Origin of the sequence: Streptomyces aurantiogriseus, assembly GCF_014649375.1 — a bacterium.
Taxonomy (GTDB): Bacteria; Actinomycetota; Actinomycetes; order Streptomycetales; family Streptomycetaceae; genus Streptomyces; species Streptomyces aurantiogriseus.
This window is the reverse complement of the sequence record NZ_BMSX01000022.1, coordinates 159,180-173,404: the sequence shown is the minus strand read 5'-3', so window position 1 is coordinate 173,404 and position 14,225 is coordinate 159,180. Positions and strand designations below refer to the sequence as shown.

Genomic DNA, 14,225 nt, shown 5'->3' with positions numbered 1-14,225 from the left:
CGGTACGGGCGGTTCGGCGCGAAACGGCGGGCGGTGGCGAAGCCGACCGCGTCCTCGTTGTGCATGCCGTTGACGACCCGGGCGCTCAGGTGCCGGCGCAGACCGTGGTCGGTGCTCAGGTCTGAAGAGGCAATGGGCGGTGAGGTCGGCGCGGGACCAAGGCGGTGGAGTGCGGCGGTGGACCGCCCTCGACGGCCTCAGCTCATGCCTGAGCGGCGTCACTTTGCAGGAAGGTGAGCCCGCGCTATCGTCATATTCAACAATGCGACTAAGTGCCTAGTTGTTTAGCAATGGCCGTGTGCCACTTCTATCAGCAGCGTTGACGAGAGGCGGTCGGCCCCGTGTCGAGCAGTGGGTATCTGCGCTATGTCGCCCTGGGTGACAGTCACACCGAGGGGCTCGGGGACGGCGACGACGTCCGTGGTCTTCGGGGCTGGGCGGACCGGCTCGCCGAGCAGGTCGCCCGCCACAGCCCCGGCCTGCTCTACGCCAACCTCGCGGTGCGCGGCCGTAAGGCCGGTCAGGTGCGCGCCGAGCAGCTGGCTCCGGCTCTCGCGATGCGGCCCGACCTCGCCACCGTGGTGGCTGGGGTCAACGATGCGTTGCGCCCGGGCTGCGACCTCGACGAGGTGGCCGGCCATGTTGAGGCGATGTTCGCCGCCCTCACCGCGCAGGGCGCCACCGTCGCGACCCTCATGTTTCCCGATGTCGGGCGTATCACGCCGTTGGCCCGCCCGATCGGTCACCGTGTTCTCGCACTCAACGCGCGCATCCGGGAGGCCGCCGACCGCCACGGCGTGGTGGTGGCGGAGACGGCCGCGCACGCGGCGGCGACCGATCCGCGGTTGTGGAGTGCTGACCGGCTGCACGCCGGCCCGCTGGGACACACGCGCATCGCGGCTGCCGTGGCCCAGGCGCTCGGTCTGCCGGGCAGCGACGACAAGTGGACCCTTCCCCTTCCGGCCGAGGGGACAGACATCTCTGTCTGGGGGACCGTGGGTGCCGAACTGCGCTGGGCCGGCACCTTCCTCGGCCCTTGGGTCGGCCGCCGCCTGCGTGGCCGCTCCTCTGGCGACGGCCGCCAGGCCAAGCGGCCGGCGCTGCTTCCGGTGGCCGCGTCCGCTGGGGACACCTCCCCATCGGTGTGATGCTCTGGCTTGCGACGACGCCGGCGGCTCCTCGTGCTGAACTGCTCTTCACCGGGCGGGAGCTGGAAATGAGTGACATCCATCCCTTCGCGTACTGCGCGCGAAGCGTCTGCGGATCGTCAGCGACGTGGTCGTAGGCGTCGTGGCACTGCTGTTCACCGTGTTCTACGTCAGTCCAACATCGACCCCGCCAGTCACCTCCACAAGCTGCTCATCGGCTGGCCAGCGCGGACGAGGGGGCGAAGGCCGGTGGCAGATGGAAGGTGGTGGACGAGAAGGAGATGACGGAGGAGCTCGGCAAGGGCAAGCTGTTCGGCGCGCTCGTCGCCCCGCGACACTTTCACCGTCGCCGCACTCACCAGCCCCGAGGCGGCGCGCAACGCCGTCCGCCCGACACTCACCGTGCTGGCCAGTCGGCCTATGCGCAGGTAGGCAGGGAGCTGACCGCTCAGGCAGAGCTGGCCGTTGCCGTGCTCCTGCTGCTGACCGACCCGACCGTGGCACAGGTCGGGGACGGGGCATCCGCTCGACTCCCACAGCGGCCTGGGCCTGAGTGCCTTCTCCTACTCGCTCGTCCTCGTCGTCTGCGGCCCTCTGATTCCGTACTTCCAGTCGCCGAACCTAGTTGGCATCAGTGCAGGTCACAAACGGTGCCTGGTGCCAACTATCGATCCTGGTCACACCGGCCTGTGACGAGGCGTTTCGGTCGGCATACGGGCTGGACGAACGGCACCCACCAGGACGGCAGGGGCAACGCCGTGACCGCTGTGACAGGTCTGCCGGGCCCTGCGGCTCGGCAGACCTGTCCCGTCACGGTGCCGTTTCCCGGCGAGCGCTCAGGAGCGGCGCCTCGCCGGATCGTTCGCGACCGGGTCCCGTTCCGCGCCGGAAGTTACGCCGGTGGCGATGGATCCGGTGCCTGCGCCGGCTGCCGGTTCCTTCGCCCGGTCCCCGTGTCCCGGCCACCACGCCGCGTGGCCGATCAGCGCGGTGAGGCTCGGGGTGAAGAACATCGCCATCACGAACGCGGCGATCGCGATGCCGAAGGAGACGGCGAAACCCATCTCCGAGAGCAGCGAGTTGCCCGCCAGCATCATCGTGGCGAAGGTCGCCGCCAGGATGAAGCCCGCCGCGGCCACGGTCGGACCGGCGTGCCTGAGCGCCATGCCGGCCGCCTCCCGCGGTTCGCGGCCCTCTCGGGCCTCCTCGCGAAGCCGGGCGATCATGAGGATGTTGTAGTCGGTACCGATGGCGACCACGAAGAGATACATGATCACCGGCAGCATGAACATCAGGCCCGAATGCCCCGCACCCTCCTGGAAGATCCACACCGTCGCACCGAGGGTGGCACCGAATCCGAGACCCACCGAGGCCATCAGATACCAGGGAGCGACCACGCTGCGCAGCTGCAACCCCAGGATGATCATGATCAGGACGGCGGCGACGGGGAAGACCGTCCGGTAGTCGTGATTGACCGCGGTGTCGATGTCCTGGTAGATCGAGGACATGCCGCCGACCAGGGCCTCGGTGCCCTCAGGGGCGTCGGAGTGCGCGACGTCGCGGACCCTGCCCACGGCGTCGATCGCCTTGTCCGTGGACGCCTCGTACTCGAGGGTGACGGTGAAGTCCGCGGTGGTGCCCTCCTTGTTCACCTGGGTCATACGGGCGCTCGCGACGCCGTCCACGGCACCGAGCTTCTCCGCGTACGCGTCGAACGAGGCCTTGTCCAACGGCTTGCCGTCGGTGCTGGACAGGTAGACGTCGGTCGGGGCGGCGGCACCCGCCGAATACGCCTTCTGCATCTCGTCCTGGACGACCATGGACTCCTTGGTCTTCGGCATGGAGCCCGACGCCAGGTCGAACGTGGCCTTGTAGCCGAACGTACCGAGCGACAACACGAGCAGGACGAGGCCGGACACCACGGCGGTCAACGCCGGGCGACGCTGCACGCCCCGGCCGAGGGCGGCGAAACGGGCGTTGTCCGGCTCCCGCTGCCAGGACTTGGAAGGCCAGAAGACCTTCGGCCCGATGAGCGAGACCACGGCCGGGATCAGGGTCAGGCCCGCGACCAGGGTCGCGCCGACCGCGATGGCCAGCGCCGGGCCCATCTGCTTGAGGAAGCCCAGCGTGGACAGCACCAGCGCGAGGAAGGCGATGATGACCGCTCCGGCGGCCGAGGCGATGGCCTCGCCGACCCGGTCGACCGCGTTGACCATGGCCTGCTTGGGCTCGTCGCCGGCGCGCAGGCGCTCGCGGTAACGGAAGATCAGGAAGAGGAAGTAGTCCGTGCCCACGCCGAAGAGCACGACGATCAGCATCGACGAGATCGAACTGTTGGCCTGCAGGTCGAACAGCTTGGTGGCGTACGCGATCAGCCCGTTGGCGATCGCCGACACAATGCCGATCAGGATCAGGGGCAGCACGGCCAGGATCGGTGCCCGGAAGATGATGAGCAGCGTCACCAGGATGATCACGAAGGTGCCGATGCCGATCAGCGCCTCGCCGCGCTTGGACGAGTCCTGCTGGTCGAGGGCCTGTGCGGCGGAGCCGCCGAGTTTGACTTCGAGGTCTGTGCCCTTGGCCAGTTCCTTGACGGTCTCGCGTAACACCTTGGCGGCGTCGGCCTGTTTGGGCTGGCCGGCGTTCTTGCTGTCCATCTGGACCAGGGTCATGGTGTACCTGCCGTCCTGGGACGGCTGGCCGGGGACGACCTTCTGCACCTGGTCGATGTTCTTCTTGCCCAGTTCGGAGGTGATGCGGGCGACATCCTGCTGATCGGCGGCGGTTAACTTGCCGCCGTCGGCGCGCTGGTACAGCGCGATCGCGGACGGGGTGAAGGCGCTGGGGAACGCCTTCTCCTGGAGTTCCGCCGCTTTGATGGACTCGTAACTCTTGGGCAGGAAACTGCTCTCGTCGCTGCTGGAGGGCAGGCTGGGAGCGGTGGCGACGATGGCCACCGCAGCGATCAGCCATGCCACGATCGTCCAGACGGGATGTCGGACGACAGCGCTGCCTATACGTCGGAACATGCGAGGGGGTCCTCCTGGGAAGGAAAATCACCACAGCCCGGGGAGCGGACCCTGGCATCGGCGACCTCGACCGGCCCTCATCAACCGCGCCGGTCGAATGGTTGTCTTGGGCTCTTATGGTAGTAACCAGAGGATCACTCATCAGGCATTTTCTGACGCGAACAGGCCTGGTGACGCTTCAGCCGGCGGCCCTCGTCCTGCCCTCAGGAGCGTTGCGCCTGCTGGCCAGGGCCTGTCATGCACAGTACGAGTTCCGCGCTCGTACAGGTGACCGGAATTGGCTGGTGCCAACCGGCAATCCTGGTCACACTGCCGGTATGACGGGTGACCCAGGGCTCTTCGGTCCCACCTCCGTGACCTGGCAGCTGCACGGCGACCCGATGATGTGGGTCGCCGGAGTCCGCGCGCTCTACCTCCAGGCGCTGCACCCACGCGCGGTGCGCGGCGTCATGCAGAACTCCGACTTCCGCAACGACGCGTGGGGCCGCCTCATGCGGACCGCCGACTTCGTCGGCACCACGACGTACGGCACGAGCGCGGCCGCCGAGAAGGCCGGCGCCCGCGTCCGGAAGATCCACCGCATGCTGTCGGCGACCGACCCGCACACGGGGGAGCGGTACGGCGTCGACGAGCCGGAACTGCTGTTGTGGGTGCACTGCGCCGAGATCGACTCCTACCTGCACGTCGCGCGCCGCTCCGGCTACCCCCTCAGCGACGCGGCGGCCGACCGCTACCTCGCCGAACACCGGGTCAGCGCCCGCCTCGTGGGCCTCGACCCCGACGCCGTACCGGTCGACCGGGCCGAGATGGACGCCTACTTCGAGAAGGTGCGTCCCGAACTCGCCGCCGGGGACGACGCACGCGCGGTGGACGACTTCCTGCTCCGCCCGCCGACACACCCCCTGCTCGTCCCGGCACGCGCCCTGCTGTGGCGGCACGTCGCCGGTCTGGCGTACGCCTCCCTGCCGCCGTACGCGCACGAGCTGTACGGCAGACGGGCCCCGCGACCCGCCACCGTCACGCGGCAGTTGCGCGCCGCGGGCACCCTGCTGCGCTGCGTTCCCGCACGTCTGCGGTGGCAGCTGCCGCCCAAACACATCCTCCGCGCCATGGCCCGGCTGGGGCCCGAAGCGCGTCCCGCACCGTACAAAGTCGGGTGACAGGCCCCCCGACACCCTCGCCGGCCGCAACGCCGAGGCCCAGTGCCTGGTGCCGGGGCCCTCAATCACAGCCGGGCTGAAGGTACTTGAGGGCATCCTGAGCGTATGGAAGCCGAGACCGCGTACCACGGGGAGATGGGCGAGCAGTTCGCCGCCCGCGCGACGACGAGCGCGTACAACGCCTACACCGACCGTCCGGCCATGCTCCGGCTCGCCGGTGACCTGGGCGGGCTGCGGGTGCTCGACCTCGGCTGCGGGGCCGGGCACTACGCCGCCGAACTGCTGGAGAGAGGCGCCGCGCGGGTCGTCGGCGTGGACGGCAGCGAGAGCCTGCTGCGGGCGGCGCGGGCACGCCTCGGCGACCGGGCGGCGGCCGCCCTGCACCACCACGACCTGGAGGAGCCGCTGACGTTCCTGGCGGACGGGTCGTTCGACCTGGTCGTGATGGCCCTCGTCTACCACCACGTCGACGCCCGCGCACAGCTCCTCGCGGAGATCCGCCGCGTCCTGCGCCCGGGCGGCACCCTTCTCGTCTCCACCACCCATCCCACGGCCGACTGGACCTACTTCGGCGGTTCCTACTTCGCCGACGACCGGGTCACCCTGCCGTTCGGCACCGGGTACGCCATCACCTACCGGCGGATGACGCTGGAGACGTTCCTGGGCGAGCTGCTGGCCGCCGGATACGTCCTCGAGGAGCTGGCGGAGCCGCGGGCCACGGAGGAGGCCCGGCGGCTGGACCCCGGCCGGTACGAGAAGACGCACCGCGCACCCACCTTCGTGGCCGTACGTCTGCGCCGCCCCTGACCGCGCCCCCGTCCGACGGGCGCCCGCCCCCTGGCCGACCTTGATCACCTCGTGTTACGAAGAACCATGCCTGCACACGAAGGACATGAAGGACACGAGGGGCGCGAGGGGCACCAGAGCCACCGTGCCTACGACGCCGTCATCGTCGGCGGTGGCCACAACGGGCTCGTCGCCGCTGCCTACCTGGCCCGGGCCGGACGGTCCGTGCTGGTGCTGGAGCGGCTGGACCACACCGGGGGAGCCGCCGTCTCCACCCGCCCGTTCGCCGGCGTGGACGCCCGGCTGTCGCGCTACTCGTACCTGGTCAGCCTGCTGCCGCAGAAGATCGTGCGGGACCTGGGCCTGGACTTCCGCGTCCAGGGCCGCACCATCTCCTCGTACACGCCCGTGGAGCGCGGCGGGCGGCCGACCGGGCTGCTCGTGGGCGGGGGCGAGGAGCGCACGCGGGAGGCCTTCGCGCGGCTCACGGGCGGCGAGCGGGAGTACACGGCCTGGCAGCGCTTCTACGGCATGACCGGGCGCGTCGCCCAGCGGGTCTTCCCGACGCTCACCGAACCGCTGCCCACCCGGGAGGAACTGCGTCGGAGCGTCGACGACGAGGAGGCGTGGCGGACCCTCTTCGAGGAGCCGATCGGCGTCGCCGTCGAGGAGCACTTCGCGGACGACCTGGTGCGGGGCGTGGTCCTGACCGACGCGCTCATCGGCACCTTCGCCGACGCCCACGACGCCTCCCTCAGGCAGAACCGCTGCTTCCTCTACCACGTCATCGGCGGCGGCACCGGCGCCTGGGACGTCCCCGTCGGCGGTATGGGCGCCCTGACCGACGCCCTGGCCACCGCGGCCCGCGAGGCCGGCGCCGTCATCGCCACCGGTCACGAGGCGGTACGGATCGCCACGGACGGCCGCGGCGCCGAGGTCACCTACCGCACCGCCGACGGCGAGGGTGTCGCCGCCGCCCGGCACGTCCTCGTGAACGCCTCCCCGCAAGCGCTCGCCGCCCTCACCGGCGACGAACCGCCCGCCCCCGCCGAGGGCGCCCAGCTCAAGGTGAACATGCTGCTCAAGCGGCTGCCCCGGCTGCGGGACACCTCCGTCGACCCACGCGAGGCCTTCGCCGGCACCTTCCACATCGCCGAGGGCTACGAGCAGCTGGCCGCCGCCCACGCCCAGGCCGCCGCCGGTGACCTGCCCGCCGCCCCGCCCTCCGAGATCTACTGCCACTCCCTGACCGACCCCGGCATCCTCGGCCCGGACCTCGTCTCGCAGGGCTACCAGACGCTGACCCTGTTCGGCCTGCACACCCCCGCCCGGCTCTTCGCACGGGACAACGACGCCGTACGCGAGGAACTGCTGACGGCGACCCTCGCCCAGCTCGACGCCCACCTCGCCGAACCCCTCGCCGACTGCCTGGCCACCGACTCCGACGGCCGCCCCTGTATCGAGGCGAAGACCCCGCTGGACCTGGAGCGCGACCTCGGCCTGCCCGGCGGCAACATCTTCCACCGCGACCTGACCTGGCCGTACGCCCAGGAGGGCACCGGCCGCTGGGGCGTGGAGACCCGGCACGCCAACGTCCTGCTGTGCGGAGCGGGCGCGGTGCGCGGGGGAGGGGTGAGCGGGGTGCCGGGGCACAACGCGGCGATGGCGGTGCTGGAGGCAGGAGAGGGCTGATGTGTCGCATGAGCAGGGCGGGGAGGGGTACTGCGGCACAACGGAAGAAGACCGCATTTGTGACAGGAGGCTGTCATGGCGGAACTCAGCCCCATCGACCTGCAGAAAGCCCTCAGCGGCATGGACTACCCGACGGACAAGCAGCACCTGGTGGAGCGTGCCCGGAAGAACAAGGCCGACGACAAGGTCGTCAGCCGCCTCAACGGTCTGAAGCAGGACCACTTCGACGGGCCGAACGAGGTGCAGAAGGCCGTCTTCAACGAGTAGTCGGCCCGAGCGGAGCTCGCCCCGGGCGGCCGGGGAACCGTCCTCGGCCGCCCGGGAGACCCAGAAATCTGACGGAGCATCAGAAAACCTCTTCCGTCGTCCGGGTGCCTGCGGCATCCTGCGCCCATGCAGACGGAGCTGAGCAACCAACTGGGAGTCGAGCACGCCGTCTTCGGCTTCACGCCGTTCCCCGCCGTCGCCGCGGCCATCAGCCGCGCCGGCGGCTTCGGCGTGCTCGGCGCGGTCCGCTACACCGCCCCCGACGATCTCAAGCGCGACCTCGACTGGATCGAGGCACACGTCGACGGCCGGCCGTACGGGCTCGACGTCGTGATGCCCGCGAAGAAGGTGGAGGGCGTCAGTGAGGCCGACGTCGAGGCGATGATCCCCGAGGGACACCGGCAGTTCGTGCGGGACACCCTCGCCAAGTACGGGGTGCCCGAACTGCCCGAGGGCGAGGCGTCCGGGTGGCGCATCACCGGGTGGATGGAACAGGTCGCCCGCAGCCAGCTCGACGTCGCCTTCGACTACCCGATCCGGCTGCTCGCCAACGCCCTCGGCTCCCCGCCCGCCGACGTCGTGGCCCGCGCCCACGAGCGGGGCGTCCTCGTCGCCGCGCTCGCGGGCAGCGCCCGGCACGCGCTGAAGCACAAGGACGCCGGGATCGACATCGTCGTCGCCCAGGGCTACGAGGCCGGCGGCCACACCGGCGAGATCGCCTCCATGGTGCTCACCCCGGAGGTGGTCGACGCCGTCGCCCCGCTGCCCGTGCTGGCCGCCGGCGGCATCGGCAGCGGACGCCAGATCACCGCCGCCCTCGCCCTCGGTGCCCAGGGCGTGTGGCTCGGCTCCCTCTGGCTGACCACCGCCGAGGCCGACCTGCACTCGCCCGCCCTCACCCGCAAACTCCTCGCCGCCGGCTCCGGCGACACCGTCCGCTCCCGCGCGCTCACCGGGAAACCCGCACGCCAGCTCCGTACCGAATGGACCGACGCCTGGGACGACCCGAACGGCCCCGGCACCCTGCCGATGCCGCTGCAGGGCCTGCTCGTCGCCGAGGCCGTCTCCCGCATCCAGAAGTACGAGGTCGACCCCCTGCTCGGCACGCCCGTCGGTCAGATCGTCGGCCGGATGAACGACGTGCGCAGCGTCCGGGCCGTCTTCGACGACCTCACCCGCGGCTTCGAGCAGGCCGTGGACCGCGTCAACCGCATCGCCGGAAGGAGCGGCCAGTGACGAGCACACCCCCCGCCGGTTTCTGGGCCCAGGCCACCCAGAACCCCGGCCGTACGGTCCTGATCGCGCCGGACGGCGAGCAGTGGACCGCGGGACGCCTGCACGCCGCCGTCAACCGCCTCGTCCACGGCCTGCGCGCGGCCGGTATGGAACGCGGCGACGCCTTCGCCGTCGTCCTCCCCAACTCGGCCGAGTTCTTCACCGCGTACCTGGCCGCCACCCAGGCCGGCTTCTACCTCGTCCCCGTCAACCACCACCTCGTCGGCCCCGAGATCGCCTGGATCGTCTCCGACTCCGGCGCCAAGGTCCTCCTCGCCCACGAGCGTTTCGCCGAACAGGCCCGCCGCGCCGCCGACGAGGCCGGCCTCCCGCCCACCCACCGGTACGCCGTCGGCGAGGTCGACGGCTTCCGCCCGTATGACCGACTCCTCGAGGGTCAACCGGAGTCGGCGCCCGCCGACCGCACCCTCGGCTGGGTCATGAACTACACCTCGGGCACGACGGGCCGCCCGCGCGGCATCCGGCGCCCGCTGCCCGGCAAACTCCCCGAGGAGGCCTACCTCGGCGGCTTCCTCGGCATCTTCGGCATCAGGCCCTTCGACGACAACGTGCACCTGGTCTGCTCGCCGCTCTACCACACGGCCGTCCTCCAGTTCGCGGGCGCGTCCCTGCACATCGGGCACCAGCTGGTCCTCATGGACAAGTGGACCCCGCAGGAGATGCTCCGCCTCATCGACGCCCACCGGTGCACGCACACCCACATGGTCCCGACCCAGTTCCACCGGCTGCTGGCCCTCCCCGACGACGTGAAGGCGCGCTACGACGTCTCCGCCATGCGGCACGCCATCCACGGCGCCGCGCCCTGCCCCGACCACGTGAAACGGGCCATGATCGACTGGTGGGGCGACTGCGTCGAGGAGTACTACGCGGCCAGCGAGGGCGGCGGCGCCTTCGCGACCACCGAGGACTGGCTGAAGAAACCCGGCACCGTCGGCAAGGCCTGGCCCATCAGCGAGCTCGCGATCTTCGACGACGACGGCAACCGGCTCCCGCCCGGCGAACTCGGCACCGTGTACATGAAGATGACCACGGGCGGCTTCAGCTACCACAAGGACGAGGCGAAGACGCGGAAGAACCGCATCGGCGACTTCTTCACCGTCGGCGACCTCGGTGTGCTCGACGAGGACGGCTACCTCTTCCTCCGCGACCGCAAGATCGACCTGATCATCTCGGGCGGCGTCAACATCTACCCCGCCGAGATCGAGTCCGCCCTGCTCGCCCACCCCGCCGTCGCCGACGCCGCCGCCTTCGGCATCCCGCACGACGACTGGGGCGAGGAGGTCAAGGCCGTCGTCGAACCCGCCCCCGGCCACGAGCCCGGCCCCGACCTCGCCGCCGCCCTCCTCGACCACTGCGCCGGGCGACTCGCCGGCTACAAGCGGCCCAGGAGCATCGACTTCATCACCGAGATGCCCCGCGACCCCAACGGCAAGCTGTACAAGCGGCGGCTGCGGGAGCCGTACTGGGAGGGGCGTACACGTCCTGTGTGAGCGGTGTCGTACCCGGCGCCCTGCTGTGGCGCGGTGACGCCTCAGGTGATCATTCTCGGACGCACACCGAGTCCCTGGTGTCTGCGCGCACCATCGCCGCCCAGGTCGGCTGATCGCAGCACCGGCGTCCTCAGCCGCGCTCCGGGTGCACCACGTGATCACCGGTCCGGCGGAGGGTACAGCCACCGCCGCAGCAGGCGGCTCAGCCGTGGCATGACCAGGTACGTCAGCGTCGGCAGCAGCACCAGCGGGAAGACGGCGGCCCGCAGCGGCAGGGGCCAGGCGCCCGTACGGGGCGTCACCAGCCACTGGATCAGCAACGTGAACGGATAGGCACCCAGGAAGGTGGTGAGCACCATCTTCCAGCGGGGCGGGGCCTGCACGGTGGTGCCGGGCAGACTGAACCAGGTCTCCATCCCGGACGTCGACTGCCGCTCGCTGCCGATCTCCTTGGCCACGCCCGCGATCCGCGCGTGCCATTCCGCTCGTTCGTCCGACTCCAGCCACGCGGCGAGCCGATGCTGATCGGACCAGCGCAGCACCGCGTGGAAGCGGTGGCCCTCCTCGGGACGCAGCCACGAGACGCCCTCGTTGCCCGGGAACCGTCTGGCACAGCGGGTGATGCCGTGCGTCCACTCCTCGAACTCCTGCTCGCGACCGGGGCGCACCTCCCAGGTGAGGACCGTGGTGATCGGCTCACCCCGCCGTACGTCGGTGGTGCTCATGCTCACCACGTGTCCCACGTACGGCGCGGGTCATGCCTCGTGGCCGTGGGTGATCACGGTGCCGGCAGCCATGGTGATCACATGCCGTGAAGCGTGTGCCGTGCGTGGTCCCGCCCCATGGGGGACGGGACCACCCTTGCTCAGCGTTCGCGCACGTGGACGACCTTCAGTGCGGGCGAGGACAGGATGTCCTTCTCGCAGAAGCGGGCGGTCACCCACTTCTCACCGGAGAACAGCCGGGTCTGGTCACTGTAGTAGGGCGATTGTGTGTTCGAGGACTGGGAGTACGTCAGCAGCGTGCGGGCCGTCGGGCAGCGGCTGCCGTTCCAGCCGACCGCCTGGATGTGGCTGGAGCCGGTGGTCACCTCCGCGTAGCCGCCCTGCGCCGGACGCCACACCGGCTCGATCTTGTTCCATACGCCCAGCCCCTCCGTGCCGCCGGGAACGGCGATGCGCCGACCGTTCCGTACGACGAACTGGTGCTCCCCGAGAGGGGAACCCAGCGGGATGCCCGCCGCCCTCAGTTCGGCGACCGCGTCCGCGAGGGCCGGGGCGAAGCCGGGTGCGTCGGTGTTGAGGGTGTTCGGGGTGCGGACCGGATCCGACGCCGAGAACGGCACCTTCCACCGTCGGTCGGCCGGTACCTTCGCGGTCAGCTTCCGCCAGAACCGGTCGAAGAGCAGGGCACCCCGGCTGTCGGTGTCCATGGTGCGGTCCCATGCCGCGAGCACCGAGCAGGCCCCGGTGATGTCGACGACCTTGCCGTCACTGCCGGTCGCCGTACCACCCGGCAGCGCGGCACACGCCTTCGCCGCGTCGGCGGCGGCCAGCTCGCCCGCGGTCACCCGGTTCGCGAACTGCTGACGCTCGAGGTCCCGGACGGTCAGATCGCCCCGCTCGGCCATCTCCGCCACGTCCTCGAGCGCGCCCCGGGTGCGCAGCGAACGCTGCGTGCCGATGGTGCCGAAGATCCGCTCGTAGCCGGTGAGCGGCCGGTCGGCATTGGCCAGCCAGGCGCTGTCGTTGGAGTTCTCCGCGTACGGCGCGTCCTTCAGCGTCGGCATACGGGCGGGCCCGAAGATCCCGGGCTGGACGGCGTCGGCGTCGCTGCCGAGCGCACAGTCGCCGCGGGAGGCGTCCAGCACCGCGAGCCCCGCCGCCGGGTAGGTGGCCTTGCCGAGGGCTGTGGAACAGCGCGCCGCCAGATCGTCGGTGATCCGGGGCAGCACCTGCGACTGGGTGTAGAGCGAGTGCCCCGAGGAGTCCGCGGCGACGGTGTTCACCCAGGGGAGCCCCTGGTGTCGGGCGAGGGATGCGAGGATGCCCTTCGTGTCGCGTGCCTTGCCGAAGCCGAGCGAGGTGTCGGCGAAGCGCAGGTTGGCCGCGTTGGGGTCGCCCAGCGCGTACGCCGTCGTGGCCGTCCAGGGCAGCGGGAGGTCGCCGTCGGTGGAGGCGACGACCGGGCCGTAGCGGGTCCACCACTGGGTGCGGGTCACCGGTGCGCCGTCCTTGACCGCGACGGTCACCGTCCGCTTCGTCATCCGCTCCGGCCTGCCGTCCACCAGATAGACGGTGGGGTCGGCCGGGTCCAGCTTCAGCTGATGCAGGTTGAACGGGACACCGGTCGCGACGGTGTGGCTCCATGCCACCCCGGAGTTGTAGCCGATGGAGACGGTCGGCGAGCCGAGCAGCGAGCCGCCGGCCACGTCGAGCTCGCCGGGGATGGTCTGCTGCGACTGCCAGAACCGGCGTCCGCCATGCCACGGGTAGTGCGGGTTGCCCAGCAGCAGACCGCTGCCGTTCGCCGTGGTGTCACCGCGGAAGGCGACCGCGTTCGAGCCCATGGCCGCGTCCGCGGACCGCTCGCGCACGGCCTGGATCAGGGCCTCGGCGTCAGGGTCGGCCCCGATGCCCCTGGCGCGGCCGGCGGAACCGGAGGGCGGCTGAGCGCCCGTGATGTCGTCCACAGCGCCGCCTTGGCCGCCGAGCACGGAGAGGGCGTACAAGCGGGTGGCCACGTCCAGCGTGGTGACCGGACGCACCCAGGCGGCGGCCTTGCACGCGGGATCGTTGATCCGGTTCTGCCTGAGCCAGGCGTTGTACCCGGCCGCAAAACCCCGCATCAGGTCCTCGACCTGACGGCTGGGACCACGCGGCGCCGGTTCGGCGAGCAGCTTCTCCACCGTGCCCGTCTGCCGCACACCGCGGAAGTACAGGTCGCTGCCGAGGTTGTTCGAGGCCGAGGAGAGCGAGAAGTCGGTCGCCGCTTCGGCGCCGAAGAAACGCGAACGCTCGCCGCGCACGGTCACGAACCCGTCGGCGAGCGTGCACACCTGGTCGGCGGCCTGCGCCCAACCGGTGCCGAAGCCGAGGGACGCGTAGTCCTTGGCGAGGATGTGTGGAATGCCGTACTCGGTGTAACGGATGTCGGCGGACAGGCCGCCGGCGGAGGGGTGTCCGGGACGGGGCCGGTGGTCCTGGCGCCCGGCCGCGGTCGCCGGGAGCGTGCCCGTGGCGGCGGTCAGCAGGGCGACGGCGGCGACGACGAGTCGTCTCAGGCGGGTGCGCATCGTGCCTCCCAACATCGTCGGGGGAAGGAGCGGCCGAGCGTACCAGCGGGTATGTCCTTGGT

General features: G+C 70.8%; 10 protein-coding genes. 7 read left to right on the top strand and 3 right to left on the bottom strand.

The window, feature by feature from the left end:
- Positions 1 to 341 precede the first annotated feature (341 nt).
- Positions 342 to 1,148, top strand: coding sequence for an SGNH/GDSL hydrolase family protein (locus IE263_RS36905; RefSeq protein ID WP_189942427.1), 807 nt, complete (start codon positions 342 to 344; stop codon positions 1,146 to 1,148).
- 836 nt (positions 1,149 to 1,984) lie between these two features.
- On the opposite strand, the gene IE263_RS36900 is transcribed toward IE263_RS36905, so the two are convergent.
- Complete coding sequence (locus IE263_RS36900) at positions 1,985 to 4,177, bottom strand: MMPL family transporter (RefSeq protein WP_189942426.1); 2,193 nt, start codon at positions 4,175 to 4,177, stop codon at positions 1,985 to 1,987.
- A gap of 317 nt (positions 4,178 to 4,494) precedes the next feature.
- Between IE263_RS36900 and IE263_RS36895 the strand changes: the two genes are divergently transcribed.
- From IE263_RS36895 to IE263_RS36870, 6 genes are all read left to right on the top strand, one after another.
- Positions 4,495 to 5,337 carry an oxygenase MpaB family protein gene (locus IE263_RS36895; RefSeq protein WP_189942425.1) on the top strand — a complete coding sequence of 281 codons (843 nt, stop codon included), beginning with the start codon at positions 4,495 to 4,497 and terminating at the stop codon, positions 5,335 to 5,337.
- 105 nt (positions 5,338 to 5,442) lie between these two features.
- On the top strand, positions 5,443 to 6,144 hold the full coding sequence (locus IE263_RS36890) for a class I SAM-dependent methyltransferase (protein ID WP_189942424.1): 702 nt from the start codon (positions 5,443 to 5,445) through the stop codon (positions 6,142 to 6,144).
- A gap of 66 nt (positions 6,145 to 6,210) precedes the next feature.
- Positions 6,211 to 7,815: a phytoene desaturase family protein gene (locus IE263_RS36885; RefSeq protein ID WP_229911361.1), complete on the top strand. Its 1,605-nt coding sequence runs from the start codon at positions 6,211 to 6,213 to the stop codon at positions 7,813 to 7,815.
- A gap of 75 nt (positions 7,816 to 7,890) precedes the next feature.
- Entirely contained in the window at positions 7,891 to 8,082 is a 192-nt protein-coding gene (locus IE263_RS36880) for a DUF2795 domain-containing protein (RefSeq protein WP_189942423.1), read from the top strand.
- A 126-nt stretch (positions 8,083 to 8,208) separates the two neighbouring features.
- Positions 8,209 to 9,318 (top strand): NAD(P)H-dependent flavin oxidoreductase, encoded by a 1,110-nt coding sequence (locus IE263_RS36875; protein WP_189942422.1) that lies wholly within the window; start codon positions 8,209 to 8,211, stop codon positions 9,316 to 9,318.
- A complete protein-coding gene (locus IE263_RS36870) occupies positions 9,315 to 10,868 on the top strand; it encodes an acyl-CoA synthetase (RefSeq protein WP_189942421.1) in 1,554 nt (517 codons plus the stop codon). The genes IE263_RS36875 and IE263_RS36870 overlap by 4 nt, the downstream gene beginning before the upstream one ends.
- 158 nt (positions 10,869 to 11,026) lie before the next feature.
- On the opposite strand, the gene IE263_RS36865 is transcribed toward IE263_RS36870, so the two are convergent.
- On the bottom strand, positions 11,027 to 11,593 hold the full coding sequence (locus IE263_RS36865) for an antibiotic biosynthesis monooxygenase (RefSeq protein ID WP_189942420.1): 567 nt from the start codon (positions 11,591 to 11,593) through the stop codon (positions 11,027 to 11,029).
- 140 nt (positions 11,594 to 11,733) lie between these two features.
- Positions 11,734 to 14,163, bottom strand: a complete 2,430-nt coding sequence (locus IE263_RS36860) for a penicillin acylase family protein (protein WP_189942419.1) — start codon at positions 14,161 to 14,163, stop codon at positions 11,734 to 11,736.
- Positions 14,164 to 14,225: the final 62 nt, after the last annotated feature.

Coding starts and splice junctions, on each gene's coding strand:
- IE263_RS36865 (WP_189942420.1), bottom strand. CDS start 11,593: ATGAGCACCACCGACGTACGGCGGGGTGAGCCGATCACCACGGTCCTC.
- IE263_RS36895 (WP_189942425.1), top strand. CDS start 4,495: ATGACGGGTGACCCAGGGCTCTTCGGTCCCACCTCCGTGACCTGGCAG.
- IE263_RS36885 (WP_229911361.1), top strand. CDS start 6,211: ATGCCTGCACACGAAGGACATGAAGGACACGAGGGGCGCGAGGGGCAC.
- IE263_RS36875 (WP_189942422.1), top strand. CDS start 8,209: ATGCAGACGGAGCTGAGCAACCAACTGGGAGTCGAGCACGCCGTCTTC.
- IE263_RS36900 (WP_189942426.1), bottom strand. CDS start 4,177: ATGTTCCGACGTATAGGCAGCGCTGTCGTCCGACATCCCGTCTGGACG.
- IE263_RS36880 (WP_189942423.1), top strand. CDS start 7,891: ATGGCGGAACTCAGCCCCATCGACCTGCAGAAAGCCCTCAGCGGCATG.
- IE263_RS36890 (WP_189942424.1), top strand. CDS start 5,443: ATGGAAGCCGAGACCGCGTACCACGGGGAGATGGGCGAGCAGTTCGCC.
- IE263_RS36860 (WP_189942419.1), bottom strand. CDS start 14,163: ATGCGCACCCGCCTGAGACGACTCGTCGTCGCCGCCGTCGCCCTGCTG.